Annotated in this window: 25 protein-coding genes and 6 tRNA genes; 24 read left to right on the top strand and 7 right to left on the bottom strand. The window is 38.1% G+C overall.

Annotated features, from left to right (window positions below):
* Window positions 1-46: 46 nt before the first annotated feature.
* The 9 genes from PQ460_RS17955 to PQ460_RS17915 all read left to right on the top strand — a co-directional run bounded on the left by PQ460_RS17955 (window position 47) and on the right by PQ460_RS17915 (window position 9,578).
* Window positions 47-1,120 (top strand): SDR family oxidoreductase, encoded by a 1,074-nt coding sequence (locus PQ460_RS17955; RefSeq protein WP_274170643.1) that lies wholly within the window; start codon window positions 47-49, stop codon window positions 1,118-1,120.
* Between the two features lie 323 nt (window positions 1,121-1,443).
* Complete coding sequence (fur, locus tag PQ460_RS17950; RefSeq protein WP_373461906.1) at window positions 1,444-1,935, top strand: ferric iron uptake transcriptional regulator; 492 nt, start codon at window positions 1,444-1,446, stop codon at window positions 1,933-1,935.
* A 183-nt stretch (window positions 1,936-2,118) separates the two neighbouring features.
* The gene (locus PQ460_RS17945; protein WP_274170642.1) at window positions 2,119-3,375 is read left to right on the top strand and encodes an SPFH domain-containing protein; all 1,257 of its coding nucleotides are present in this window, start codon (window positions 2,119-2,121) and stop codon (window positions 3,373-3,375) included.
* A gap of 1 nt (window position 3,376) precedes the next feature.
* A complete protein-coding gene (locus PQ460_RS17940) occupies window positions 3,377-4,132 on the top strand; it encodes a hypothetical protein (RefSeq protein ID WP_273615299.1) in 756 nt (251 codons plus the stop codon).
* Window positions 4,133-4,199: 67 nt separating this feature from the next.
* Entirely contained in the window at window positions 4,200-4,865 is a 666-nt protein-coding gene (locus PQ460_RS17935) for a hypothetical protein (protein ID WP_274170641.1), read from the top strand.
* A gap of 248 nt (window positions 4,866-5,113) precedes the next feature.
* On the top strand, window positions 5,114-6,301 hold the full coding sequence (gene alr, locus PQ460_RS17930) for an alanine racemase (protein WP_373461907.1): 1,188 nt from the start codon (window positions 5,114-5,116) through the stop codon (window positions 6,299-6,301).
* Window positions 6,302-6,523: 222 nt separating this feature from the next.
* The gene (locus PQ460_RS17925) at window positions 6,524-6,805 is read left to right on the top strand and encodes a CopG family ribbon-helix-helix protein (RefSeq protein ID WP_069326107.1); all 282 of its coding nucleotides are present in this window, start codon (window positions 6,524-6,526) and stop codon (window positions 6,803-6,805) included.
* A gap of 3 nt (window positions 6,806-6,808) precedes the next feature.
* A complete protein-coding gene (locus PQ460_RS17920; protein ID WP_069326106.1) occupies window positions 6,809-7,159 on the top strand; it encodes a type II toxin-antitoxin system PemK/MazF family toxin in 351 nt (116 codons plus the stop codon).
* Between the two features lie 193 nt (window positions 7,160-7,352).
* On the top strand, window positions 7,353-9,578 hold the full coding sequence (locus tag PQ460_RS17915; protein WP_274170640.1) for a Tex family protein: 2,226 nt from the start codon (window positions 7,353-7,355) through the stop codon (window positions 9,576-9,578).
* Between the two features lie 245 nt (window positions 9,579-9,823).
* Here the strand turns inward: PQ460_RS17915 and PQ460_RS17910 are convergent, their stop codons facing one another.
* Window positions 9,824-10,189 (bottom strand): hydrolase/acyltransferase, encoded by a 366-nt coding sequence (locus PQ460_RS17910; protein ID WP_274170639.1) that lies wholly within the window; start codon window positions 10,187-10,189, stop codon window positions 9,824-9,826.
* A gap of 131 nt (window positions 10,190-10,320) precedes the next feature.
* Here PQ460_RS17910 and PQ460_RS17905 point away from each other — a divergent pair, with 131 nt between their 5' ends.
* The 3 genes from PQ460_RS17905 (at window position 10,321) to PQ460_RS17895 (ending at window position 11,016) form a co-directional block, all read left to right on the top strand.
* Entirely contained in the window at window positions 10,321-10,806 is a 486-nt protein-coding gene (locus PQ460_RS17905) for a SprT family protein (RefSeq protein ID WP_274170638.1), read from the top strand.
* A gap of 39 nt (window positions 10,807-10,845) precedes the next feature.
* A tRNA-Asn gene (locus tag PQ460_RS17900) sits at window positions 10,846-10,921 on the top strand.
* A gap of 3 nt (window positions 10,922-10,924) precedes the next feature.
* Window positions 10,925-11,016: transfer RNA gene (locus tag PQ460_RS17895), tRNA-Ser, on the top strand.
* 246 nt (window positions 11,017-11,262) lie between these two features.
* Here PQ460_RS17895 and PQ460_RS17890 read toward each other — a convergent pair.
* The 3 genes from PQ460_RS17890 to PQ460_RS17880 form a co-directional block, all read right to left on the bottom strand.
* A complete protein-coding gene (locus PQ460_RS17890; protein WP_274170637.1) occupies window positions 11,263-12,792 on the bottom strand; it encodes a cohesin domain-containing protein in 1,530 nt (509 codons plus the stop codon).
* Window positions 12,793-13,095: 303 nt separating this feature from the next.
* Window positions 13,096-13,971: a Cof-type HAD-IIB family hydrolase gene (locus tag PQ460_RS17885; protein ID WP_273615303.1), complete on the bottom strand. Its 876-nt coding sequence runs from the start codon at window positions 13,969-13,971 to the stop codon at window positions 13,096-13,098.
* Window positions 13,968-14,753 (bottom strand): DeoR/GlpR family DNA-binding transcription regulator, encoded by a 786-nt coding sequence (locus PQ460_RS17880; protein ID WP_274170636.1) that lies wholly within the window; start codon window positions 14,751-14,753, stop codon window positions 13,968-13,970. Before PQ460_RS17880 ends, PQ460_RS17885 begins: the two co-directional genes overlap by 4 nt.
* 159 nt (window positions 14,754-14,912) lie before the next feature.
* Here PQ460_RS17880 and PQ460_RS17875 point away from each other — a divergent pair.
* From PQ460_RS17875 to PQ460_RS17865, 3 genes are all read left to right on the top strand, one after another.
* Window positions 14,913-14,987, top strand: a tRNA-Glu gene (locus PQ460_RS17875).
* 14 nt (window positions 14,988-15,001) lie between these two features.
* Window positions 15,002-15,077: transfer RNA gene (locus PQ460_RS17870), tRNA-Lys, on the top strand.
* A gap of 35 nt (window positions 15,078-15,112) precedes the next feature.
* Window positions 15,113-15,195, top strand: a tRNA-Leu gene (locus tag PQ460_RS17865).
* Window positions 15,196-15,411: 216 nt separating this feature from the next.
* Here the strand turns inward: PQ460_RS17865 and PQ460_RS17860 are convergent.
* Window positions 15,412-15,618, bottom strand: a complete 207-nt coding sequence (locus PQ460_RS17860; RefSeq protein ID WP_273615305.1) for a helix-turn-helix domain-containing protein — start codon at window positions 15,616-15,618, stop codon at window positions 15,412-15,414.
* Window positions 15,619-15,833: 215 nt separating this feature from the next.
* Between PQ460_RS17860 and PQ460_RS17855 the strand changes: the two genes are divergently transcribed.
* Together PQ460_RS17855 and PQ460_RS17850 are read left to right on the top strand one after the other, a co-directional pair.
* Complete coding sequence (locus tag PQ460_RS17855) at window positions 15,834-16,196, top strand: helix-turn-helix domain-containing protein (RefSeq protein WP_204825209.1); 363 nt, start codon at window positions 15,834-15,836, stop codon at window positions 16,194-16,196.
* 190 nt (window positions 16,197-16,386) lie between these two features.
* Window positions 16,387-16,469 (top strand) — tRNA-Leu (locus PQ460_RS17850).
* A gap of 129 nt (window positions 16,470-16,598) precedes the next feature.
* On the opposite strand, the gene PQ460_RS17845 is transcribed toward PQ460_RS17850, so the two are convergent.
* Window positions 16,599-17,108, bottom strand: coding sequence for a glutathione peroxidase (locus tag PQ460_RS17845; protein ID WP_273615306.1), 510 nt, complete (start codon window positions 17,106-17,108; stop codon window positions 16,599-16,601).
* A gap of 163 nt (window positions 17,109-17,271) precedes the next feature.
* On the opposite strand from PQ460_RS17845, the gene PQ460_RS17840 reads away from it, so the two are divergent.
* From PQ460_RS17840 to PQ460_RS17830, 3 genes are all read left to right on the top strand, one after another.
* Complete coding sequence (locus PQ460_RS17840) at window positions 17,272-17,685, top strand: organic hydroperoxide resistance protein (protein WP_069327155.1); 414 nt, start codon at window positions 17,272-17,274, stop codon at window positions 17,683-17,685.
* Between the two features lie 342 nt (window positions 17,686-18,027).
* Complete coding sequence (locus PQ460_RS17835) at window positions 18,028-18,303, top strand: hypothetical protein (RefSeq protein ID WP_273615307.1); 276 nt, start codon at window positions 18,028-18,030, stop codon at window positions 18,301-18,303.
* Window positions 18,304-18,401: 98 nt separating this feature from the next.
* Window positions 18,402-18,899 (top strand): thiol-disulfide oxidoreductase DCC family protein, encoded by a 498-nt coding sequence (locus PQ460_RS17830; protein WP_273615308.1) that lies wholly within the window; start codon window positions 18,402-18,404, stop codon window positions 18,897-18,899.
* A 102-nt stretch (window positions 18,900-19,001) separates the two neighbouring features.
* On the opposite strand, the gene PQ460_RS17825 is transcribed toward PQ460_RS17830, so the two are convergent.
* The gene (locus PQ460_RS17825; RefSeq protein ID WP_274170635.1) at window positions 19,002-20,249 is read right to left on the bottom strand and encodes a PQQ-binding-like beta-propeller repeat protein; all 1,248 of its coding nucleotides are present in this window, start codon (window positions 20,247-20,249) and stop codon (window positions 19,002-19,004) included.
* Window positions 20,250-20,669: 420 nt separating this feature from the next.
* On the opposite strand from PQ460_RS17825, the gene PQ460_RS17820 reads away from it, so the two are divergent.
* From PQ460_RS17820 to PQ460_RS17805, 4 genes are read left to right on the top strand one after another with little or no spacing between them, the layout of a single operon-like run.
* Window positions 20,670-21,809: a P-loop NTPase family protein gene (locus PQ460_RS17820; protein WP_274170634.1), complete on the top strand. Its 1,140-nt coding sequence runs from the start codon at window positions 20,670-20,672 to the stop codon at window positions 21,807-21,809.
* On the top strand, window positions 21,806-23,074 hold the full coding sequence (locus tag PQ460_RS17815; RefSeq protein WP_273615311.1) for a TadA family conjugal transfer-associated ATPase: 1,269 nt from the start codon (window positions 21,806-21,808) through the stop codon (window positions 23,072-23,074). Before PQ460_RS17820 ends, PQ460_RS17815 begins: the two co-directional genes overlap by 4 nt.
* Before the next feature lie 49 nt (window positions 23,075-23,123).
* Window positions 23,124-23,996 (top strand): type II secretion system F family protein, encoded by an 873-nt coding sequence (locus PQ460_RS17810; protein ID WP_273615312.1) that lies wholly within the window; start codon window positions 23,124-23,126, stop codon window positions 23,994-23,996.
* A gap of 43 nt (window positions 23,997-24,039) precedes the next feature.
* The gene (locus PQ460_RS17805) at window positions 24,040-24,918 is read left to right on the top strand and encodes a type II secretion system F family protein (protein WP_443147219.1); all 879 of its coding nucleotides are present in this window, start codon (window positions 24,040-24,042) and stop codon (window positions 24,916-24,918) included.
* Window positions 24,919-24,929: the final 11 nt, after the last annotated feature.

Here is a 24,929-nt window from a genome sequence, read left to right as displayed (position 1 = left end):
ATCGGTACTAAAATGAAAAAATTAATAAACATCAAAAGGAGACAATATGGATACTTTATTTTTGACAGGTGCTACAGGGTTTATTGGAAAGGCAATTTTGAAAAAATGTTTAGCAACCAATTACCGCATCATTGTACTGGTTCGTTCTTTACAACGATGGCAAGAATGGAGAAGATTACATAAGTGGAGTGATACCCTACAAATTATTGCGATAGAAGGAGATCTGGGATTACCACATTTGGGATTGTCTCATGAAGATTGGAGCCTAGCGATGCAAGCTGATACGATTATTCATGCAGGCGGACCGATGGATATTTTACTTCATTCCAATCAAGCCCAGTCTGCTTTTATGCAAGGTGCTATTCATATTGCAGAGTTGGCAAGCCAGATTCATCAAGCACAACTTTTAAAACAATTTATTCATATTGTAGGTTACAAAAGCCCGGTTACCGAAGAACATATACAGTTTCCAGAACGATTGGATCAGTTATTACAACATGAAGCCCCTTATGAACAGATGAAATTCAAAGCCGATGCTTATATTCGTAAGCAATCATTACAACATCAATTTCCATTGTCGATTATTCATCCAGGAGTGGTGATTGGAGATTCAATGACAGGAGACACTCCGCAATTAGGAGGATTAGGAATCGTAGTCGATGCTGTACGTAAAGGAAAGATGCGTATTGTACCGGGTGGAAAGCATCATTGGTTGCCTTTAGTTCATGTCGATTATATCGCTGACTTTCTGATCTGCTTATTATCGGAACAGCAACATTCACAGTTACCTCATATGCAAGCATACTATCTATTAAATCGCCCTGCACATACATATGACATGAAGCAATTGGTGAAGCTAATCAGTTCAGAATTGAATGCTCCTCAACCGATATGGTCTGTTCCGCCTTACTTAGCCAAATATATACTGGGTACATCGCTTGGGCAAAAGTTAGGTGTGCCAGCGGCTTCTATTGATTTTATTGTTAATCAAAACTATCCATTAGAATCTGTACGCCAGATCGAAGCTAAATATGGTATTCAATCTACAATTACCATCAATGGATTGCAAAAAGTGATACATAATCTACATGCTCGTCTTCAACTTCAGACTCATATATAAATGACAACGATAGAGATAGAATAGCTTGTAATAACAACGTCAAGAAAAGGATGAAAATCGATTTTAGATTTTATCTTTTTTTATTGACGTTTTTTTGCGTAAGAAATTTACTTTTTTATCCAATATGCTTTACAAGACGTCTACATTTTAGTTATTATAGAATTATAATTATTCTAAGTATAAATACTATATATTGTTATCGTATTATAATAATTGCATAACAAGTTGTGCTAGAACATATAGATTTATCGTGAAAACCAGATTATGCTCATCTTAGAATCTGTAGATATCTTGCAAATTTAACCGGAAGGTGTGAACACATAATGATACTGACAGAACAATTGAACCGGATTAAAGAGCGCTTAAAATCAAAAGGCTACAAACTAACACCTCAACGTGAAACAACAATTCGAGTATTACTCCAACATGAAAAAGATCATTTAAGTGCGGAAGAAGTATTTTTATTAGTAAAAGAGCAGTTTCCTGAGATTGGTATGGCGACGGTGTATCGTGTACTTGATCTGTTGACTGAACTTCATGTCGTTCAGAAAGTGAATTTCGGCGATGGAGCAGCTCGATTCGATCTTCGTCAAGCAAATAGCCCTCATTTGCATCATCATCTGATCTGTACAGAATGTGGAAATGTAGAAGAAATTATGGATGATTGGTTGCTACCGCTTGAAAAGCGTATTGAACGTGAATATGGATTTACTGTTACCGATCATCGTCTTGATTTTCAGGGTATCTGCACAGAGTGTCGGGTCAAAGAACGTGACAAAAATAAAGCAAACAACAAATGCAAAGCAGTTTCTTAATTCCAGAAAGAGCCATGAATGGCTCTTTTTTTTGTGTTTATCTTTATTTTCACAAATACGCAACCGAAATAAAGGATAGTGCGAAATAACAGTTTGTCCTTCATTTGCCAAAATTGAGACTTATCTCATAGGTCGTACGTATGTAATAATACGAATATAAAGATAGAGAAAAGGGGAAGAAAGATGGCATTAGTAGAAGTAATAAAATACGACGGAACACCAGATGTATATGCTTGGAAACATCCTAATGAAGAGTTAGGCACATGGACGCAACTGATCGTTAACGAATCTCAAGAAGCTATATTATACAAAGGCGGTAAAGCATTTGATACTTTTGGGCCAGGCAGACATACACTGAGCACGCTCAATATTCCACTACTTAATAATATTGTTAATATTCCGTTTGGTGGACATTCTCCATTTGCAGCAGAAATATGGTATGTGAATCGAATTAGCAATTTAGATATGAAATGGGGCACAACGGCACCGATTCAACTACAAGACCCTAAGTATAAAATTATTATTCCAGTACGTGCTTTTGGACAGATGGGTATTCGCATTGAAGATTCACGTAAATTTTTGGTGAAATTGGTCGGGACATTAGCTCAATTTGATCAGGCAGATATTTCACGTTATTTCCGCGGACTATTGTTAATGAATATCAATGAGAGTATTTCTTCTTATCTGGTTCACAAGCAGATCAGTATCCTGGAAATTAATGCTTACATAAGCGAAATTTCTAATCATGTAAAAGAAAAAATGATGCCGGTTTTCGCAGACTTTGGGATTGAGATTGTTAATCTGTATATGGATTCAGTCAATACACCGGATGACGATCCCTCGGTCAAAAGATTGCAAGAAGCTTTAGCACGCAAAGCTGAAATGGATATTGTCGGATATACCTATCAGCAAGAACGTAGCTTTGATACGTTAGAAGGTGCCGCCAAAAATGAAGGTAGTACACAAGCAGGAGTGATGGGTGCTGGACTAGGCATGGGGATGGGCTTTGGTCTGGGTGGTGCTTTTGGACAAGGAATGGCAGGTCTTGGACGCGTAATGGATATTAATGGTGGATCAGGTCATGTGCAATTTAACAGTTCTACATCATCCAATTCGGCAGCTACACAAACTTGTGATAAATGCAGTCAACCGTTAACACCAGGTTCCAAATTTTGTGCTCATTGTGGAGATAAATATCACTCTTGTGAACACTGTGGAGCAGATAATCCAGAAAACGCTACAGCGTGTAAAAGCTGTGGACAAGCATTTGCTAAGCCTTGTCGTAGTTGCGGGACAGCACTCAAAGCAGGCGTCAAATTCTGTCCGGAATGTGGAGCTTCAGCTGTGATGACATGCAGTAGTTGTGGGCATGCTGTTCAGCCAGGTCAAAAGTTCTGCCCTGAATGTGGTCAACGGGTCACACCAGAAGGAGAACAATAATATGACTGATAACCGCTTAGGAATCAAAATCATCACATTACTATACGGTGTTATTTTGACGATTACAGTGATTGGCTTTTTTCTGTTAGCTTCTTTTCATATATTAGATGTTCGCTTCTGGGTGTCATTGGCTACGATTGTGTTGGCAGAAACATGTGTATGGTCTTTAGCAGGCTGGGGTGCATTACGAGCAGAACAATTTAAAAAGACAGTTCCTGCTTTTATGGGATTGGCTGTTGTAGCTGTTTTGTATCAAGCTTTAACGATTCTGTATGCTGTAGTGCTCTGGTTAGTGATCGCTGTACCGGCTAGCTTGTATATTTGGATTCAATTGATTACGTTTGGTGCTGTTTTTGTAATTGGTGGGTTATTGATCTGGTTTATGCAGACAGAACGTGGCATTGATAAAGAAGAACGATTGCAAATGCTCGGTATTCAAGAAATTCGTTCTATACTTAGCGAATCGAATCTGCAATTAAAAGGTTGGCAAGAACCTTATCGCAGCGAACTCAAACAATTACTCACTAATCTTGAAGAAAATGTACGCTTTAGTGATCCTGTGACTCATCCTGATATTTGGCAAGAAGAAGAGCAGTTAATGCATGAAGTCAGACGTTTACAAGAACAAATGATGCAAAGCCAAATGCAAGACGAACACAAAGCTACTCAGCAAGTACAGAATGTAAAAGCATTATTTGATTCAGTTCAAACTGTACTGCAACAACGTAATCGTAAGCTTATTACTGTAAAGTCTTGATACACATAAATAGTAAGAGAGTAATTTGAAGAATAAGAAAAGAGAAACATATAAAGGGGTTTATTATATGGCACTAGGTATCATTATGATTATAATTGGTATTCCTTTTTTATTAGTATGGGGAATAATGTCTATTGGGATTTTTATTCCAGATCCTTCAGGAGCTTCTATTCCTATGGGTAGTCTTTGGGGAAGTTGGATTATAGTATCCTTATTTACATTTTTACCAGGTTTTTTACTTGTTTATTTTGGTGTCAAACAAATCAAACTGCATAATCGAAAAATTCAAGCACAAAAAGATTGGTATGCTCGCCAAAATGAAATTCATAATGAGCGTCAACAGCAGCACCAAAATCATTCATCAGGTTCTATTCATACAATTGATCGCGAAGATATGCAACATATTCCACATCGTCAGCCGAATCCTAATCATCATAGTAATACGACAACATCATATTCATCTACCACAACGACAACGAGTAATATGAATGGCAACAGTACGACAACAACCGATTACAAAATTTTTAATCCATTAGATCCTAAAACAGCACCTTATACATCGTGGCAACAACAGCAACGTAATCAGCAAATGAATCCTTCACCCACTCCACAACCTACTTCTAATCTTCAACCTAAAAAGGTAGATTGTTCCGGTTGTGGAGCGATTTATACGATTGCACCGCATGAAACGAAGGATTGTGAATACTGTGGAAACACAGTTGTGTATGAATAGAAAAGTAAATGTTCTAATTTTAAATGTAAATTTGCAAAATCCTCAAAATCCCGCTTCTATCGACCATGAAGCGGGTAAATACTACGATATAAGACGAAACCGCAAGGCATCATTGCACTACGGAACATCGTCTTTTTTAATATTTGCCTTGTTAATGTATCCAAGTGTAATTGACAGTTATCTTACTTCCGCATTAACATATATTTATTGCCCTTTATAGGCAAAAACGGATTAGAAGGTGACTGCAAGTGCAACAGTATCGAGCAACAAGAGCAGACATTAACTTGGATGCATTACGTGCCAACTACGAAGCTTTTCGTGGAGCATTATCTCCACAAACTCAATTGTTATGCTGTGTCAAAGGTAATGCATACGGACATGGAGCAGTTGAAATTTCACGAGAATTGGAACGATTAGGTACGGATTATTTGAGTGTGGCATTTTTGGATGAAGCGATTGAGCTGCGTCAGCAAGGTATACGTATGCCTATTCTTGTTCTGGGCTATACCGGACCGGCAGGTATATCTGCTGCTTATGAATATGATATTACTCTTAATGTATTCACGGAGGATGTACTTGAAGCGATAGCTGAACTTGTGCTTGATTCTTCCGAACGCAAGCTTAAAGCTCATATCAAGATCGACAGTGGAATGGGTAGAATTGGTCTTTTAACAAATGTGGCAGTTGATTTTATTACAAGAGCTTTCCAGGTGCCACAACTTGAGATCGAAGGAATGTTTACCCATTTTGCCAAAGCTGATGAGTTAGACAAAAGTTATACATTGGAACAATATGAACGTTTTCAACAGGTGAACATGCAATTACGTGAACTGGGTTACTCTATCCCTATCATACATACGGGGAACAGTGCTACCGCTATTGATACTCCTGAACTATCACCTCAGATGGTTCGGATAGGTATTGCATTGTATGGGCTGTATCCTTCAGCTGAAGTGAACGAACAGGCGATAGAATTAACTCCAGTATTGACGCTCAAAACAGAAGTAACATATGTCAAACAACTTCCTGATCATTCCAAAGTAAGTTATGGCGGTAAGTATGTTACCGAAAGTGATGAATATATTGCAACACTTCCTATTGGCTATGCTGATGGTTATTCTCGAATGTTAACGGGAGTAGCGGAAGTATTGATTCGTGGTCGTCGTGTCCCTGTAGTAGGAACGATTTGTATGGACCAATGCATGGTATCACTTAAATCTTTTGCTGAAGAAGCAGAAGAAATCCAAATCGGCGAAGAGGTTGTCTTAATTGGCAGACAGCAAGATGCTGTGATTACTGCTGATGAGCTTGCATCTAAGCTAGGTACGATTCACTACGAAGTCGTTTGTATGATTGCCGCTAGAGTTCCGCGTGCTTATTACCGGAATAATGCCATTGTCACCCTTTGGAATCCCCTTACACATTTTACAAATTAAATTTGTAAATTCAGAAGGAAACCAACTATTTACGGCGAATCTTACATAAGTATCAAGAAAGGTCTGTACGCACACCTATGATCTGGTTTATAATGATGGCAGCAAACTTGCCTCATATGTCGTATGTGTCGCAAAGACCAGGAAGTTAGATTCGTGCACGAAAGATGCCAATACAGCCGCTATAGGGGTAGAGCTGGAAAAGGTTTTGGGGGTGCTTGACAGTTGGACAACATGCAAAATGCGCAGAGCATTATGATCCGTTTGCCGGATCAACTTCTGCAAGAAGTGGATGGTATCGCAGCTTTAGAAGATTCCGATCGCAGTGAACTAATCAGAAAAGCCACAAAAATTTATCTCACTGAACGCAAAAAGCGGTATATCCGTGAAGCGATGCAGCGTGGATATATGGAAATGGCCAAAATTAATCTGAGAATTGCTTGCGAAGCTTTTCATGCGGAGGAAGAGGCGGACATCACTCTGGACCGTTTAGTTAGCGGGGTGTAGACATTGATCGTAAAACGTGGCGATGTATTTTTTGCAGATTTATCGCCCGTCGTCGGCTCCGAACAGGGCGGCGTGAGGCCGGTTCTGGTTATCCAGAATGATATCGGCAACCGTTTCAGTCCAACGGTTATTGTGGCGGCAATTACGGCACAGATTCAAAAAGCCAAATTGCCAACACATGTGGAGATTGACGCGAAATCTCATGGGTTTGATAGAGATTCCGTCATTTTGCTGGAACAGATTCGAACTATTGATAAACAGCGTCTGACTGACAAAATCACACATCTGGATGAAGAAACAATGCGTCGTGTACATGATGCGCTCCAGATCAGTTTGGGCTTAGTGGAATTTTAAGCCTGACCACAATTCCGACCCGGTGAATGACACCGGGTTTTTTTGTATGGATATAGAGAATAAGAAAGTGTCTCTGGAGCATCTCTAAGAGAGAAGTTATGCAATCAGGTGGAAATCAAAAGCGTTGTCTGAGATAATAAAGGTATTATGCGAGGAATCTCCATTGTAGGGAGAAGAGAAAGAGGGATAGGATTTGTCTGAACAAAAAGTAATTACAGAAGCAGAAGCCAAAGTCACCGAACAGCAGGTTCGTGAACAAATTATTAAACAAATCGCAAGCGAATTACAGATTTCTTTAAAACAGATTCGTACAACGATCGATTTACTTGCAGAAGGTAATACTATTCCGTTTATTGCCCGTTATCGTAAAGAAATGACAGGCGAATTGGATGAAAATGAATTACGAGATATCGAAGAACGTCATCAATATTTGCGTAATCTGCAAGAACGTAAAGATGAAGTGCTACGTATCATCAGTGAACAAGATAAATTAACAGAAGAATTAGCAACAGCGATACAAAATGCAGCTAAATTGCAGGTTGTAGAAGATTTGTACCGTCCGTATCGCCAGAAACGTAAAACACGTGCCAGTGTAGCCAAAGAAAAAGGACTAGAACCCCTTGCTAACTGGATTATGGAACAGCATGCAAGCCCTGCGCCATTAGTTGAAGCAGAGCGCTATATTGATGCAGATAAAGGCGTAGAAGACAGTAATCAAGCACTACAAGGTGCTATGGATATTATTGCTGAGACGATATCCGATGATGCGAATCTACGTGCATGGATTAGAAGATATACGTTAGATCAAGGGATGTTGGTCACAGAAGCCAAAGCACCAACAGAAGAGTCTGTGTATGAAATGTATTACAACTATCGTGAATTAGCCAAAAAAATGCCGCCTCACCGTATTTTAGCGATCAACCGCGGAGAGCGTGAGAATATTTTGAAAGTACAGCTTGAAGTACAACCAGAGTCGATCCATCGTTATATGGAAAAGCAACTGGTTAAAGGTTCCTCGGCAGTGCGTGATCTTTTGCTTACAGTGATTGAAGATGCATACAAACGTCTAATTGCACCATCGATTGAGCGTGAAGTGCGCGCAGAACTAACAGAAAAAGGCGATCAACAAGCAATTTCTATTTTTGCAGGCAATCTTCGGAATCTATTGCTACAAGCACCGATCAAAGAAAAACGTGTGCTTGGTGTCGATCCGGCTTATCGTACAGGCTGTAAATTAGCGGCTGTAGATGGTACAGGTAAACTGCTTGAAGTAGAAGTGACCTATCCAACTCCACCGCATAACAAAAAGCGTGAAGCGGCTGAAATCTTCCGTCGTATGATCAAGCAGTATGATATTGAATTGATCGTTATCGGTAACGGAACGGCTTCGCGCGAATCCGAACAGTTCGTAGCAGAACTCATTCAAGAAATTACAGATCAAGAATTGTCTTATTTGATCGTTAGTGAAGCAGGAGCAAGTGTATACTCCGCTTCCAAATTAGCACAAGAAGAATTCCCAGATCTCGATGTAGCTCAGCGTAGTGCTGCTTCGATCGCTCGTCGTGTTCAAGATCCTCTAGCTGAATTGGTCAAAATCGATCCAAAAGCGATCGGTGTAGGACAATACCAGCATGATGTGTCTCAGAAACATCTGGAGAGCAGTCTAAAAGCCGTTGTAGAGTCCGCAGTTAACCATGTTGGAGTAGATGTGAATACAGCTTCTCCATCGCTGTTATCGTATGTAGCAGGCGTTAATGCGACGATTGCCAAAAACATTGTAAAATACCGCGAAGAAAACGGTAAATTTACAAGTCGTAAACAATTGCAAAAAGTACCTCGTCTTGGTGCGAAGTCCTTGCAACAATGTGTAGGATTTTTACGAATCAATGGTGGAGAAAATCCGCTCGATTATACATCGATTCATCCAGAGTCTTATGCAGCGACAACCAAATTGCTTAAATCACTGAAAATTACACCGGAACAATTGGGTACACCTGAAGCAGTAACAGCGTTATCAAATGTAGATGTAGAACAAGCTTCAGAAACATTAGATATCGGTGTCCCTACATTACGCGATATTTTGGATAGCTTACAACGTCCAGGACGTGATCCTCGTGATGAATTGCCTTTGCCTATTTTCCGTACAGATGTTTTGAAAATAGAAGATTTATCACCAGGTATGGAATTGCAAGGTACGGTTCGTAACGTTATTGATTTTGGTGCGTTTGTCGATATCGGTATCAAAAACGATGGATTGGTGCATATTTCACAATTGAGCAACAGCTTTGTAAAACATCCGATGGATGTGGTGTCTGTTGGAGATAATGTAACAGTGTGGGTATTGAATATAGACCACAAAAAAGGTCGTGTCGGCTTAACGATGCGCAAATCCTCTGCGGATGAAGCTGCTCAAGCGTAAAGCAATTAGAATAGCATTTTCTAAGGTATTCTTGTTATGTATACGAGATTATATGGTACAAATTGTAAAAGATAAATAACTCCAAACGTAATCTAAAAAGCGTACACTCTTCGAATAGTCGTTCGAGAGATGTACGCTTTTTGCTGTAGACAGATATAAGGTAGGGATGAATGTACATTTGCTGGATATCGGATGTTTGAGAAATAGAGTTTTACGATAGAAAAATAATTAATTGAAAAGAAGTATTATACTTGAGTCTCTTCGTATTCTTCATACCATTGTTCCAATTGTGCTTGCAAAGCTCTAATTTCGGTCAATAAGGAGATTAAAGGATAATGATTTTCTTTGAGCACTGCAAAAGAACGTTCTAATTCATTGATATAATCCAGTCCGCCTGTAATCGAAGCGTGCTCATCTAACAGTTCTAAATCATTACATTCTGCAATAGCACGAGGCAGAACAGGGATGTCTGCGGCTGTTAATTTACTGATTTCTTTATGTAATCTAAGGTTAAGGGCACTTAATTGGTAAGCATAATCAGCAGGCATTTCTATATAAAAAAGCTGTGAATTTTGTTGCAATAGCACATAACGCATGTTTGTAGCAGTCATCATTAGATTCTCCTTTAGATATCGAATAGGTTATATAATTTATACTTGAAGTGTAGCTTACAATAAAGTTAAAATTCAAGAGAAGAGATTAAAATACAGGAAAACAGATACAAAGGAGAGCCATATTGTCCATGACTAACGAAGAATTACAAACGTGGGTGGAACAACTGTCGCTAGAGCATTTCGAATGGCCTTTTCGTCATCGGGCCGTATTCAATGCTAGATTACGTACGACAGGTGGACGTTACTTTTTGCGGAGTCATCATATAGAGATCAATCCGCATCAACTAGAAGCATTTGGTATAGAAGAAGTAGAACGGATTATCAAACACGAATTGTGTCATTATCATTTACATATTCATGGAATGGGTTATCGGCACCGTGATGCGGAATTCAAATACTGGCTCAAACGTGTAGGAGGAAGCCGATATTGTCAGGCTCCACCTGTGATAGAACAACAAAAACGCAAAGAATTGTACCGTTACAAACTATTATGTACTGCATGCCAGACTCAATATTTACGCAAACGAAAAATGAATCCAGACAAATATCGTTGTGGTAAATGCAGTGGTAAATTAACTTTGGAACAGCTTGACTTGCCTCAGGAATCATGGTAAATTATTTCTTGTACTACCTATATTATTCTTTTTAGATATTCCCTGATAGCTCAGTTGGTAGAGCACTCGACTGTTAATCGAGTTGTCACAGGTTCGAGTCCTGTTCGGGGAGCCATATGGAGAGATACCCAAGTGGCTATAAGGGGACCCTCTGCTAAGGGGTTAGACTGCGTTAGCGGTGCGAGGGTTCGAATCCCTCTCTCTCCGCCATATAAGAATGAGTAGAATAAGTAAGATCATAGGTACATACAACAAAAGGATCAGCAATTGCTGGTCCTTTTTTATATTTAAAAATAGACCATAATATTTGTAGAAGTAGAAGTAGAAGTAGAAGTAGAAGTAGAAGTAGAAGTAGAAGTAGAAGTAGAAGTAGAAGTAGAAGTAGAAGTAGAAAAAATAGGCGTGAGATTCTTTCTATGATAGAAAGTGTCTCATGCCTATTCATCTAAAATCGAATTATTTGTTAGGTGTGTAATCAGGGTTAGTCAACATTTGACCAACAATATATACTAGATCATCGTCACCAACTTGATCATCTTCAGTCTGATCAGCATCATGCAATGTTTTATCCGTGTCTGCTGCATTTTGACCGAAGTAGAATGCATCAATAGATAGATCTAGAAGCGTATAAGAACCAGATCTATTTACGTCCAAAAAAGCTGGCTTTTCAATTAAAATTGTATCTTCTAAAGCGTTAGCAGGAGCGATATCATATTCGTTATCCGTATCTGCAATGCGACCAGATAGTGAATCAACTTTACCTGTTCCAACAGCAATAGCTTTAAATTTCAATTTCAAAAATACAGTATCTGTAGAAATACCATAGTTTTTACCTTGGCTAGCTACGATAAAGCGAAGCGTTCCTTTTTTATCATTGGTTTCATTATATACTTTATAACCCGGAACTTCAGTAGCGCCCAAGTATTCCATTAATGTAGCATCATAGTTCACAACAAAATCTTCTGCATAAATATTTGTTGCTTTTTTCAAAGACAAATCAGCGATAAAACCTTCGCCAACTTTAACTTTTTCTTTGTCGATCGTAACATCAAGTGTTGCTTGCTCATTCGGTTTCACCGCTGCGATCGGTGTAGCTGTTACTTCATTAGACACATCACCTTCAGTAGTACCGTTTAAGCCTGTGACTACATAGAAGTAAGGAGTGTCATTAACAGCAGTTGTATCTGTGTAATACGTATTACCTGTTACATTAGTCGCTACATTCGTATAAGGGCCACCTGTAGTTGTAGCACGTTTTACATTGTAGCTATTTGCATTATTTGCTGCTGACCAAGTAAGATCAACTTTAGCATCACCAGCAGTTGCTTTCAAAGTAGATTTGCCAACAACGATAGCATTACTTTGATCATAAGCTAAATAACCAGCAGGAATTTTATCTGCATATTTGAATGGAGTTGCTCCAAAATTGGCAGTCAAAGTACGACTTCCACTACTATTTCCATTTATTATTTCAGGATATAGGGGTGTATCTAAATCAGAATCTGCATAATTATAAATATTCTCAACAACTTTAATGCCATTTTTGTACCATATGATTGTATGATTATCTATATCTAGTGCTATAGATAGAGTATCAGTTTTAGCCAAACCTTTGCCATAAACGGTATCACTAGTTGGAGAAGAACCGTAGTTTTTATATAAGTTCCCGTTTACTCCATAATAAGCAATACTTTTTTTAAAGCCAGCAGTAGATATTCCTATCATGCCATAAGATGAAGTTTTAGATTGACTCTCATCAGTCACTTCTACTTCCCAATACCATTTACCTGATGTTTTACCTACAGTTGCCAAATCAGCAGTTGAAGTTCCAGCAGTTCCTGAAAGAGTTCTAACTAAAGAACCATTTTTCCATGTTACTGGTGTTGTTGCTGCTTGTGTTGCTGTTGGCAAAGCTGTAAGTACGGATACGGCTAAAAACAAAACTGATAAAAATAAACTTAATTGACTAAAAATTCTCTTTTTCATAACTTCCCCCTGAAATGTTTTTATTACCAAAAAGAATCATATAGGAACAAAGAACCTATTGTCAAAACACTTATTACTAAATATGGGATTATGTACTTTTAATGTTTTATTTTATTATTGCTAATATGTATAAAGAAGGTCAAATATAAGCTGATATATCTAGTATTGTCGAATATTTAGTGAAACTTTTGTCTTAGTATTTATTTTAAATAAACAAAAAAAGCGAACCTGAATATCTTCAGAGTTCACTTTCGCTTGAATTATAGTAACTAATTGCAACAATACAATCGAAAATAGAAATGCTTAAACAGAAGGGATCGTCATACCCATTGCTTTATAAATCGCATGAGCTACGCCATCTTCTTCATTGTTTTTGGTGACTTCATCGGCATAGGATTGGACTTCTAGATCGGCGTTGCCCATCGCTACACCTTTCCCTGCGATTTGGAGCATAGATACATCATTGTAGTTATCACCGATAGCCATTGTATCTTCAATCGCAATATTGAAATGTTCAGCAAGACGTTGCAGAGCAAATCCTTTAGAAGCTTGTTTATGTTCCATTTCAAAATTATGACTACCTGAGATCACCATCGTCATATCATCACGATTAGAGAATTTGTCTCGTCCTATTTGTAACTTCTCTGAATCTAAAGACAATGCCATAACGTTATACAAATCCGCTTGATCTGGAATTTCAGTAAAGGAAGAGATTCGTAAAAATCCTGCATTTTCATGGTGGAACTGCATCGCTTCTAGCATTTTGAGCAAGCTTGGATCAGGATCGGTACTCAGCAGGCGATCTACTTCCATCGCTAATAATTGATGACTATTGTTTACTGTATAAATGCCGCGATCGCTATGCACCTGATAATAGTATTCATTGCTTTCTAACCATTGCAATACTTCATTAGCTGCTTGACGATCCAATGGCAAAGCAAATAGTTGTTTTTTTTGTTCATCATGAATAACAGAACCATTTGAAGAAATAACAGGAGTTTGAAGACCGGATGCTTGCAGGATTTCACGTACGTTACCATGTTCGCGCCCTGTAGCAATAGTAACTAAAATCCCTTCTTGTTGCGCAGTACGAATCGCTTGAATATTTGTTTCACTTACATGAGTATGGGCGCTTAATAACGTTCCATCCAAATCGATAGCAATTAATTTAACAGTCATAGACTTATCTCCTTTAAAATAGGTTGATTGGCAATATGCACTTCAATTTCATATTTTTTTAATAACTCCGCCATTTCTGGTGTAGGAGCACGATCTGTAATAATAAGATCAATTTCAGACAAATCTGCAAATTTATAAAACAGTTCTCTGCCGAATTTGGATTGATCTGCTAAAACAATAACGATATCTGCTTGTTGCATCATTTTATGCTTAATCATGCCTTCTTCATCAGACACTGAAGTAAGCCCTTTAGCCGAAATGCCACCAATACCAATAAAAGCACGCTGAACAAAATAATGCGAAAGTCGTTCAATCGCTGCTGAACCATACACATAACGATGCTGAGTATGTAGTTGTCCGCCTAAGAGATGAATCGTAATATCTTCTTTTTCAGATAAAATATCTGCTTGATTAATAGAATTAGTAATAATTGTACAACCCGTAGCATCTAGAAATTCAGCACAAGCTTGTACAGTCGTCGAAGAATCAAGAATAACCCGATCACGATCACTAATCAGTGAAGCAGCGACTTTACCGATACTTTTCTTTTCAGAAGAAACCGTATTTAGTCGATCTTGGTAACTGGGGATAATCATTTCAGAAGAAGGAAGCAGTGCACCACCACGTGTACGAATAATCGAATTTTGCTCTTCCATACGTACAAGATCACGCCGGGCGGTATCTCTGGATACATCAAACAATCGGCATATATCTTCAATATTAATCCGTTGATGATTCTTCAGATAATCCAAAATATGAAGCATTCGTTCCTCTTGATACATAAGAATACTCCTTTTGATTAAGTATATATAAGTAATTATAAGTAATAGTAAGTCATTTAACAAGTGTATTTCTGTAAATGATAAGTAAAATAATTTCAATATGAAATGCTTGCTATCTATATCGATTCTTGTTATACTCATGTCTGTTGTTAAAAGCATGGCCCGTTGGTCAAGTGGTTAAGACACCTCCCTTTCACGGAGGTAACAGGGGTTCGAGTCCCCTACGGGTCACCATTTATCTACATTGAGAGCCATTAGCTCAGTCGGTAGAGCACCTGACTTTTAATCAGGGTGTCGAAGGTTCGAGCCCTTCATGGCTCACCATTTTTGTAAACAATAGTCCTCAGTTATATTATTGAGCGGTCGTGGTGGAATGGCAGACACGCTACCTTGAGGGGGTAGTGGGTGTATACCCGTGGAGGTTCGAGTCCTCTCGACCGCATATAAAGTAAAAAAAGTCCTAGCTGTTATAGCATGGACTTTTTTTCTAATGTTATAAATATAGGATAGAATAGAGTGCTTATTTTTGGTAGAATATAACGAGTGATTCATTTCTATTCGTCATATCCGTAGTAGAGCTTTGAATACATAAATATGATGCGAATCAATCTTGATCTGCTGTATAGTGCAAGAGCTATAGGTGACCTATGTACGCATATCAGTGGTTACAGTAATCATGAATATCAAGCAGGTCAGCGACTTGTTTACGATATCTGGTTGCTTTGCGTGTCCCGTTAATAAGATTGGATAAGCGGGAAGGCGGAATCCCGTAACGCGTGCAAAATGTCTTCTGATCCATCTGTAATTCTGCTAGACGTTGCTTGATTGCCCAACCGAAGGGGGTAACGGGCTGCTTACGATTCAATAGAAATCACCCCTTAATTTAACATAAAATGATGTATGCTTAGGTTGCAAATAAAGAGTCTCAAATTTATTATTGAACAACCTGTGATATAATTATTTAGGGAAAGTAGTAAAAAAATGTCGCTAAAGTAAGTATATACTTTTTTAAGTTGTTAATCAATAAAAATAACTTAATTGAGTATCTAAAGATAATAACGTCGGGAGTGGAGGTACAATATGCAATCTATCTATGATCGAATCGAAATATTGATTAAGAATAAAGGAATTACTAAAAAATCATTTTGTGAACAATTAAAAATCAGTACAGGTAATTTTGGTGATTGGAAAAGAGGCAAATCGACACCCGGTACACATAAGCTTATAGAAATTGCCGCTTACTTTAACACAAGTCTGGATTGGTTGCTTACAGGGCAAGAACGTCTTCCTGAATTAATTAAAGAGCAGACTGATCCTTATTTTTTTGAACTAATGGGGCAATTGAATTGCCAAGATGAAATACTGTCAGAACAGGAAAAAGGTTTTATCAAAGAATATATTGAATTCACAGTGTATCGCAAAAATAAAAAGCAAGATCAATAATATAAGGTATTCCAAAGTCCGTCGTTCAATGACGGGCTTTTTATATGAAGTAATTTGTACTATATATATAACAAAGCGTAGTAGATAGTGTTCATTTTATGCTTATTAAGTATGGAAAGCATAAGAAGGTTTACAAGTGACGGTCAGGATAGTATAATATGGAGGTTCGCTATAAGAACGTGATATGTACGCGGTCGTGGTGGAATGGCAGACACGCTACCTTGAGGGGGTAGTGGGTGTATACCCGTGGAGGTTCGAGTCCTCTCGACCGCATTATAAGCTTTATCGAATACAAAGTTACATATTCCTCAACACAAAAAGCCTTTTAAACGGTAAGAGATATTTATATGTCTCTAGGTTTAGAAGGCTTTTTTTTATGAAATTTTAGGATGCTATAAAAAATTATGATGGTGTAGATGAAGAATCGGTATCATTTTTTAGCAATTCAAGGATATCTGCTTGTATTTTGTCTGGGGTCGTTTGAGGTGAATATCGTTTGACAGGTTTACCATTACGATCAATTAAGAATTTGGTAAAATTCCATTTAATCGCTTTGGAGCCTAGTATCCCGGGAGCTTCTTTGCTTAAATATTGAAAAAGTGGATGTGCAGAAGAACCTTTGACTTCTAGCTTTTCAAACATAGGAAAAGTAACTCCATAATTCAACTGACAAAATTCAGAAATTTCTTCGTTAGAACCAGGATCTTGTTGACCAAATTGATTACTTGGAAATCCTAAAATTTCGAAATCATGATCTTTAAACTCATCATATAAGTCTTGAAGACCGGCAAATTGAGGAGTGAATCCGCACTTACTCGCTGTATTGACGATTAACATAGGTTTGCCCTTGTAATTCTCTAGCGGTACTTTTTCTCCACGAATATTATCAACAGCGTAATCATAGACACTCATACTAATAATCCACCACCTTTTTTGTTTGGTAACCTATTATAACATGATACAATTTAATTTCAAAAAATAGAGTTCATTGTGTGTCTTACGTTTCATTTTGCTAGAAATGCTTTACAAATATAGTGTTGGTCTAAAATAGCCTATTACAAGGAGCTGAAATGAAATGGCAGTATATACAGCAAAAGTAACAGTCCACGGTGGACGTCAAGGTAAAGTGGAATCAACTACAGGTGGACTCGATGTAGACTTGGTTATGCCTAAAGAATTAGGTGGCGGCGGAGGTACAGGTACGAATCCGGAAGAATTATTTGCAGCAGGATACGGGGCTTGTTATCAAAGTGCATTAGCAAACGTAGCACGCCAAGCTAAAGTGGATGTAAAAGATACTACGATTGTAAATAACGTTATGCTTGATAAAGATACAGATGGTGGATTCAAATTATCCGTACGTATGGATATTAATATTCCTGGACTATCAAAAGAAGAAGCGACAGATATTGCTAAAAAAGCACATGAATTCTGTCCTTACTCCAAAGCAATTCGCGGAAATATTGATGTACAATTGAATATCGTCTAATTTCGATTGTATTTGTTTTAAATAAGCACAATAGATGAAAGAACCTGAATATTTTCAGGTTCTTTTTTATTTTATTTATACAATTTAGGCTGAAAATGATCATTATCTTAGAATCAAAAGATTAAAAATGATAGAGAAGGGTAAGTGTAGATAACAGAGTATTTTTAAAATAAATTTGTACAAGTAAAATGATCAAATCTATTGCTATGATTGCCTTTTTGACGATATTGTTGCTCCCCCGCAATCAAAATGAGTTGACAGGCAAAGCAAAATTCTTTAAGATGACATAGGTGAATTTCTATTGTTTTAGACCGAAATTTAAAGGATAATGGGTGATCATTAATGGCATATAGACCGAATATTACGGAATTACAAAAAGCTGGTATCAATGAAAAAGATGGTTTGTACGAATTTGTTTTGACACTTGCTGATGGAACACAATGCCGTGTGTTTTACAATCGTTTCCCAGAGTGGAAAATGACAAACATCAATCGTTTGTTAACAACACCTTGCCCAGTATGCCGTAAAGATTTTATTTGTAAATGTATGGATGCATTTGCAGGCGAAATCAATCAACAGATTCAAGATCGTCAATTGATTGATAAAGCACTTTCTTAATATGTAAATAGTTTTCATTAAATTGAAGACGCGGGGGTTTTGTACCCTTGCGTCTTTTTTCTATATTCTGTTATGAATTTATAAGGAGGAATACTATAATGGTAACTGCTAATGTACCTGCAACCAGTCAAGCACCAGTATCCAAACCAGGTGATCCAACAGATAAAACATCAACAGAAGTACAACAATTAATTCATGGGGATCATTCTATTGTGCTAGTAGATGGAGTGTGTCACTTTTGTCAGGGCTTAACCAAAATCATTATTGCTCGTGATCCTAAAGGAACATTCCATTTTGCTTCGATTCAATCAGAGATAGGACAAGAATTGCTCAAACGCGGTGGAATCCGCACCGATACGATGGATACTTTTGTATTGATCGAAAATGGTAAGTATTATACTCGTTCTACAGGAGCACTGCGTATTGCTCGCAAATTACGTTTTCCATGGCCGATGATGTTTGCATTAATGCTTGTACCGAAGCCATTCCGTGATGCCGTATATAATTATGTAGCTCAAAACCGTTACCGTTGGTTTGGCAAATCGGATCAATGTATGTTACCTAGTCCAGAGATTCGTGGACGATTTATAGATTAATCTATATGTATACTAAAAAGATATATATTAAAAAGCACCTTTGTCCTTATCGGATAGAGGTGCTTTTTGAATACTATTTTAAAGATCAAAAGCTAGAGTAGATTATTTTAATACCATTTTGGCAAGCATATCTTCATCTACTGAATAAATAGTATGGTTCACATAATCATTTGGTGCACTTAAAGCATTATTTTTGAATACATGCACAGTTGAAAGATTTGTTGGATATAAAATATACGTACGATCATCCAAATTAACAGCTAGATTGCCATCATTTGTTTTTTGTACCCATGTATAATCAGCAGAAGGTTCACCTTCTAATTCACGAGAAGCGATCACTTTGCTAGAAGACGTGTTATATAATTTCATCATTTGCTTATCATAAACCACGTATCCAGTGCCAGTAGATTGAGTGAGTGAACCACCTGGAATATTGCGTCCCCACATCAATTTACCTTTGGCATTGAATGCAAATATTTTATTTTTGGTACGATCGATATTCGTCCGAATTAAGACGGTGCTGTCTTTTAGAACAAACATCGAGTCACTGCCATCTCCATAAATATTGATATTCGCAGGGAACTGATAAGAATATAATTTGGTCAAAGCTAGACCGTATACATCGATCTTCGGATTAGGAACAGCTTCCCAACCATTTTGATTTTTGAGCAAGTTACTAGCAGTCACAATAATACGATCGCCTTCTGCTTTGAGCACAGTACCTTGAATATTTTTTGTGTTCAATAATGTCCCCATAGAATCGTAACGACTGATTGTCGATTTGACAACACCTTTTGTATTTACAGTTCCTTGAGAAGAGACTAATAAAGAACTATCTTTGAGCATTGTAATACTGCTCGCTTCTGTTAATGTTTTGACCCAGTTGAGTTTACCTATTGAATTGATCGAGTGAAGTTTGTATGTTCCATCAGAATATGCGGCATACACATACACTGTTCCATAACTTGAATAGATCATATCTGTATTTAATGTGTAAGGCCCAGCAGAGTCATGTAAAGTGTATTGCCATTTCAGTTTCCCCGTTTTGATATCGAAAGCTTTGACTGTATCCAGATACCAGTTATTTTTCGTCTGACCGGTTGTATTAGGGATATCTTGCTGCGTATGTACATACACCAGATTTTTAGATGGAAGCGCGTGTACATCGGTTGCACGAGTCGCGATAGCATTATCCATCTTATCGGTGAACAGGGACGTTGAAGTCCACGAAGGATTCGTTAATGGCATAACGGTATCCGCTGCATACATAAATGAAGGTGAAGCCATACAGATTGCTCCTGTCAAAAGCAAAGCTGCCCATGGCTTAGTGTTAATAGGGCGTTGAAACATAAATTTTCCACCTCTCCTGATTGGCATAGACTGAGTTGATTACTCTGTATCCATTTAACCTTATCTTAATTAAATGCAACAGATGTAACTATAATGTAATATCTCTATATTAAAAACTTGTACTATACAAATGGTAAATATCTATTATACCTATAAAATAGTTATTTAGACTACTGTATAGGTATATATACTTTACTAAATCATAAAGATACTAACTAAAAGTGAGACTATATATTCATATTATTCAATATTTTTTTGAATTTTTTAGTAAAATAGTATTGCAGACCTATAAAATGTATGATATTCTATCGTTAATTGGATAACACATGCAACGGAAGCACCGTTTAAGCATCGCACAATGTATATTGTGTGGTATTTAAACGGTGCTTTTTTTGTTGCATTTTTTGAGGGGGAACGTCTATGGCTCCAGTACAAATTGTTCTGGGCGTTGAAGATAGCCAGTATATTGAATTGTTACTGCGCTATGTAAGAGACAGTGAATATGGATCTAAAGTAAGAATCAGAGCATTTTCGAATATAGCTACATTTCGCACCTATATGAATAGTGGGGAACATTCAGGATTGGTAGCGGCAGAAGATTCTTTTCTTAAAAGCTGGTTAGATAGTGAAAATATTCAGAAACATCGGTGGGTCTGTCTAAATGAATACGGAGAAAAAACTCTTGAAGGTCCTTCGATTGCAAAATATCAGCCTTTACAAAGTTTGCTAGAACAATTATGTGCAATGACCAAGCCTGCAAGCACAGATGTAATACGGCGTGATAATCGTACTGTTGTGACGATGGTACATTCTGCTGTTCCAGGTAGTGGCAAATCGATCACTGCAATTAATATGGTCAAGCAACTTAGTATGAGCGGGCATCATGTATTTTATCTGAATCTAGAATCAGCAAGTAGCACATGGTTACTTCATTGGGATCAGCAACGAGAACAAGGTAATGGACTATCACGCTTATTGTATGATCTCCAAGCATTCGCTGAAAAAAAAGAAATGCCTACTCATCTTCCTTCTTCATACGCAGTGTATGCTGAAGAAATGAAAGCTGATACCTTTGAACCGCCTGAGAATTTAAATGAATTATTGCGAATGACAAAAGAAGAAACGCAAATGTTAATTCGTTATCTTGTAAATAGTGGGGAATACGATCATATCGTTATTGATGGAGAATCTAGCTGGCATGACCGGATACAGGTAGCATTACAAGAAAGTGATCGAGTGTTATGGCTATTAACGGATGATCTACCTTGTATGAACAAAACAGCGATCTGGATGTCTTATTGGGAAAATCATTATGCAAGCTTGTATCAGGAATTGCGAGCCAAAACGTCGTTTATTATGAACAAATTTAACGGCAGTATTGTGAATGTATTGCCGGTAGAAGATATGCAATTAGAAGGTACACTGGCATATGTTCCTTCTTGGAAGCAAGTGACGAATAGCGAATTATTATGGTGTTCTCCTATTTTTCAACGAGATATTCTGAAATTATGCCAGTCCGGTACATATGATCTTCGCAGTACTAATGGGGTGGAAATGTGAACGAAGACTTATTTATAACATTACGGGATGAAGTACGATCTGGATTAGATGTAACATTTACTATCGATGATGATGAACTGATGCAACGTATCGAGCAGAAAGTATTAGATCAACAACGTTATCCTAACTTAACAGCTGGTGAGAAAAGACGGTTAGTACGGCAAGTATTTGACTCATTTCGTGGATTAGATATTTTACAACCGCTTGTAGATGATAAAAGTGTGACCGAGATTATGATCAATAGCCATACCGATATTTTTATTGAACGTAATGGACAAGTGATGCGTAATGCTACAGTCTTTGAATCTAGAGATCGATTAGAAGATATTATCCAGACGATTGTATCGGGTGTTAACCGGGTGGTCAATGAATCTTCTCCGATTGTTGATGCAAGACTCAAAGATGGATCACGTGTCAATATTGTACTTCCACCTGTTGCGCTTAAAGGCCCTACGATGACGATTCGTAAATTTCCAGAGCAACCGATGACGATGAGTGATCTGGTTCGTATGGGCGCAATTGCTCCTGTTGCGTCTAACTTGCTACAGACGCTTGTACAGAGTAAATTTAATATCTTTATCAGTGGTGGTACGGGTTCTGGAAAAACTACTTTTCTTAACGCTCTTTCTCAATACATTCCTGAGGATGAACGTGTAATCACGATTGAAGATTCGGCGGAATTACAGATCAAAACGATTCCTAATCTGGTCTCTATGGAGACACGTAATTCCAATACTGAAGGAAAAGGTGAAATTTCAATACGTGATCTGATTCGTTCTTCTCTACGGATGCGTCCCAATCGGATTGTAGTCGGTGAGGTTAGGGGCTCAGAAGCGCTGGATATGCTACAAGCGATGAATACAGGGCATGATGGTTCATTATCTACAGGTCATGCTAACAGCGCTGTAGACATGATCAGTCGTTTAGAAACGATGGTGCTTAGCGGAGCAGATCTACCGATGCAAGTCGTACGTAAGCAGATTAGTTCAGCGATTGATATTTTTGTTCATTTGGCTCGCTTACGTGATCGTTCACGCCGTATTGTAGAAATTTCCGAAGTACGAGGAATGGTAGATGGTGAAGTGGTCTTGAATCCTTTATTCGTATTTCAAGAGTCTGGTGAAAAAGAAGGTCGAATTATCGGCGATCTTGTACCTACAGGCAATCTATTGATTCATACAGATAAATTACGAGCAGCTGGAATCGAAGAATGGCGTAAATTAGCTTCGATGTATACACCTACCGCCGAACATAGCAGAGTATAACGTATTTACTCAGCAGTTGCGCAAAGACATATGAAGAAAGGAGAACAATATGTTTAAAGCTAATCAAGCAGGGAAAAGGCAACCGGCTACACCTGTAGCACAAGTCAATCCTGCTGTACCTAATCCATCTTCGTCGCCACTTCCACCACTTGCACGTTCTGAACAGCCGCGCGCAGAGTTAGCTGATTATACGGTGTATCATTTATCTGCTTTACAGCGAATAAGCTGTATTGTATTGTGCGCAGTTTTGTTTATGATGATCGGCTATTTATTTTACCATCAATGGATTATTGCTAGTGTATTGGCGATAGGAGCATGGTTTATGCCGAAGTTGCTTCGCAAACATTTACTAGAACGCAAACGTGCTGCTTTGAGCTCCCATTTCAAACAAGCGTTATATTCATTGTCGTCTTCGTTAGCTGTAGGACGTTCAGTGGAAAATGGATTTCGCGAAGCAGCGCAGGACTTACGGATGTTATATCCAGATGGTGATAACGATATGATTCGAGAACTGAATATTATTACTACACGCTTGGAGTATGGGCAGCCCATAGAAGAAGCATTACAAGATTTTAGTGATCGAGCGATGAATGAAGATATTACGAATTTTGCAGATGTATTTGTGACGTGTAAGCGTACTGGTGGTGATCTGGTAGAAGTAGTACGTAAAACGTCTGCAACGATCGGTGAAAAGTTAGATATTCAGCAAGAGATATCCGTTATGATTTCGCAGAAAAAATTTGAATCCAATGCGCTTGTAGCGACTCCCTTTTTCTTTCTGATCTTTTTGAATGTAACAGCAGCCGATTTTATGAAGCCATTGTATGGTAATCCGATTGGTATTGTGATTTCTACGATTTGTTTGGCGGCCTTGGGGTTCTGTTACTGGTTAATTCGGAAGTTTATGAATATCAAAGTGTAAACCAATATCACAATAAGCTGGAAGGGAGGTGAACAAACTGCTTTTGATATGGTTGGAAGGGTTGTTGGCGACAGCATTAGTGATCGGATGGGTCGTACTGAATCAAAGTGCCAGTACGTTACATAAAGAGCTTGCCAAGCTACCATTAGAAGTGATTAAGCTAAGACCACTTTTACCAGCTATGTTGGTATTGCTCGAAAAAATTCGCTTTGTATCACGATTTTCAGGGGTGTTTTACCGGATTCAGAGCTCAATTCAAAAAGGTTTTGGGGTACATCGTAGCGGTGAAATGACCTTGCTTTATATTGCAGAAATGGCGGGCTATATCTGGTTATTACTAACAGGTGGATTGTTGATGGCAGCGATCTCGGGCGGTAGTATGACATGGTTAGTTATGGGAGTAGGGCTAGCAATACTGCTTCCTGTCGGATTGTTCCGCGATCTGCAAAAAAAAGTTCATGAACGTGAACAAGATATTTTACTGGAATTGCCTGAATTTTTGAATAAAATTGTCCTTCTTGTAGGTGCAGGCGAAACAGTCCAAAAAGCGATTGTACGTTGTGTACAACGTAAACAAGGTGAAGACGCAGATCATCCATTGTACAAAGAATTATATCGTATGGTACGTGAAATGGAGAATGGCTACTCTTTTCAGCAAGGATTAGAGTCATTCAGTAAACGATGTGGAGTTCAGGAAGTTTCGGTGTTTACAACAACAGTACTGCTTAATTTCCGTCGGGGTGGTGGAGAGTTTGGATTAGCATTACGCGATCTTTCACGTACGTTGTGGGATAAGCGTAAAGCTGTAAGTCGTGTACGAGGAGAACAAGCTTCTTCCAAAATGGTATTCCCAATGGTTTTGATTTTTGTAGTAGTTATGGTTCTTGTCGGTACGCCAGCATTTATGATGATGAATATGTAGGAGGAAAATAT

Source organism: Paenibacillus sp. KACC 21273, assembly GCF_028736095.1.
In the GTDB taxonomy this organism is placed as follows: domain Bacteria; phylum Bacillota; class Bacilli; order Paenibacillales; family Paenibacillaceae; genus Saccharibacillus; species Saccharibacillus kyungheensis.
The sequence above is the reverse complement of the archived record's forward strand: the minus strand, read 5'-3'. Positions and strand labels throughout refer to the sequence as shown.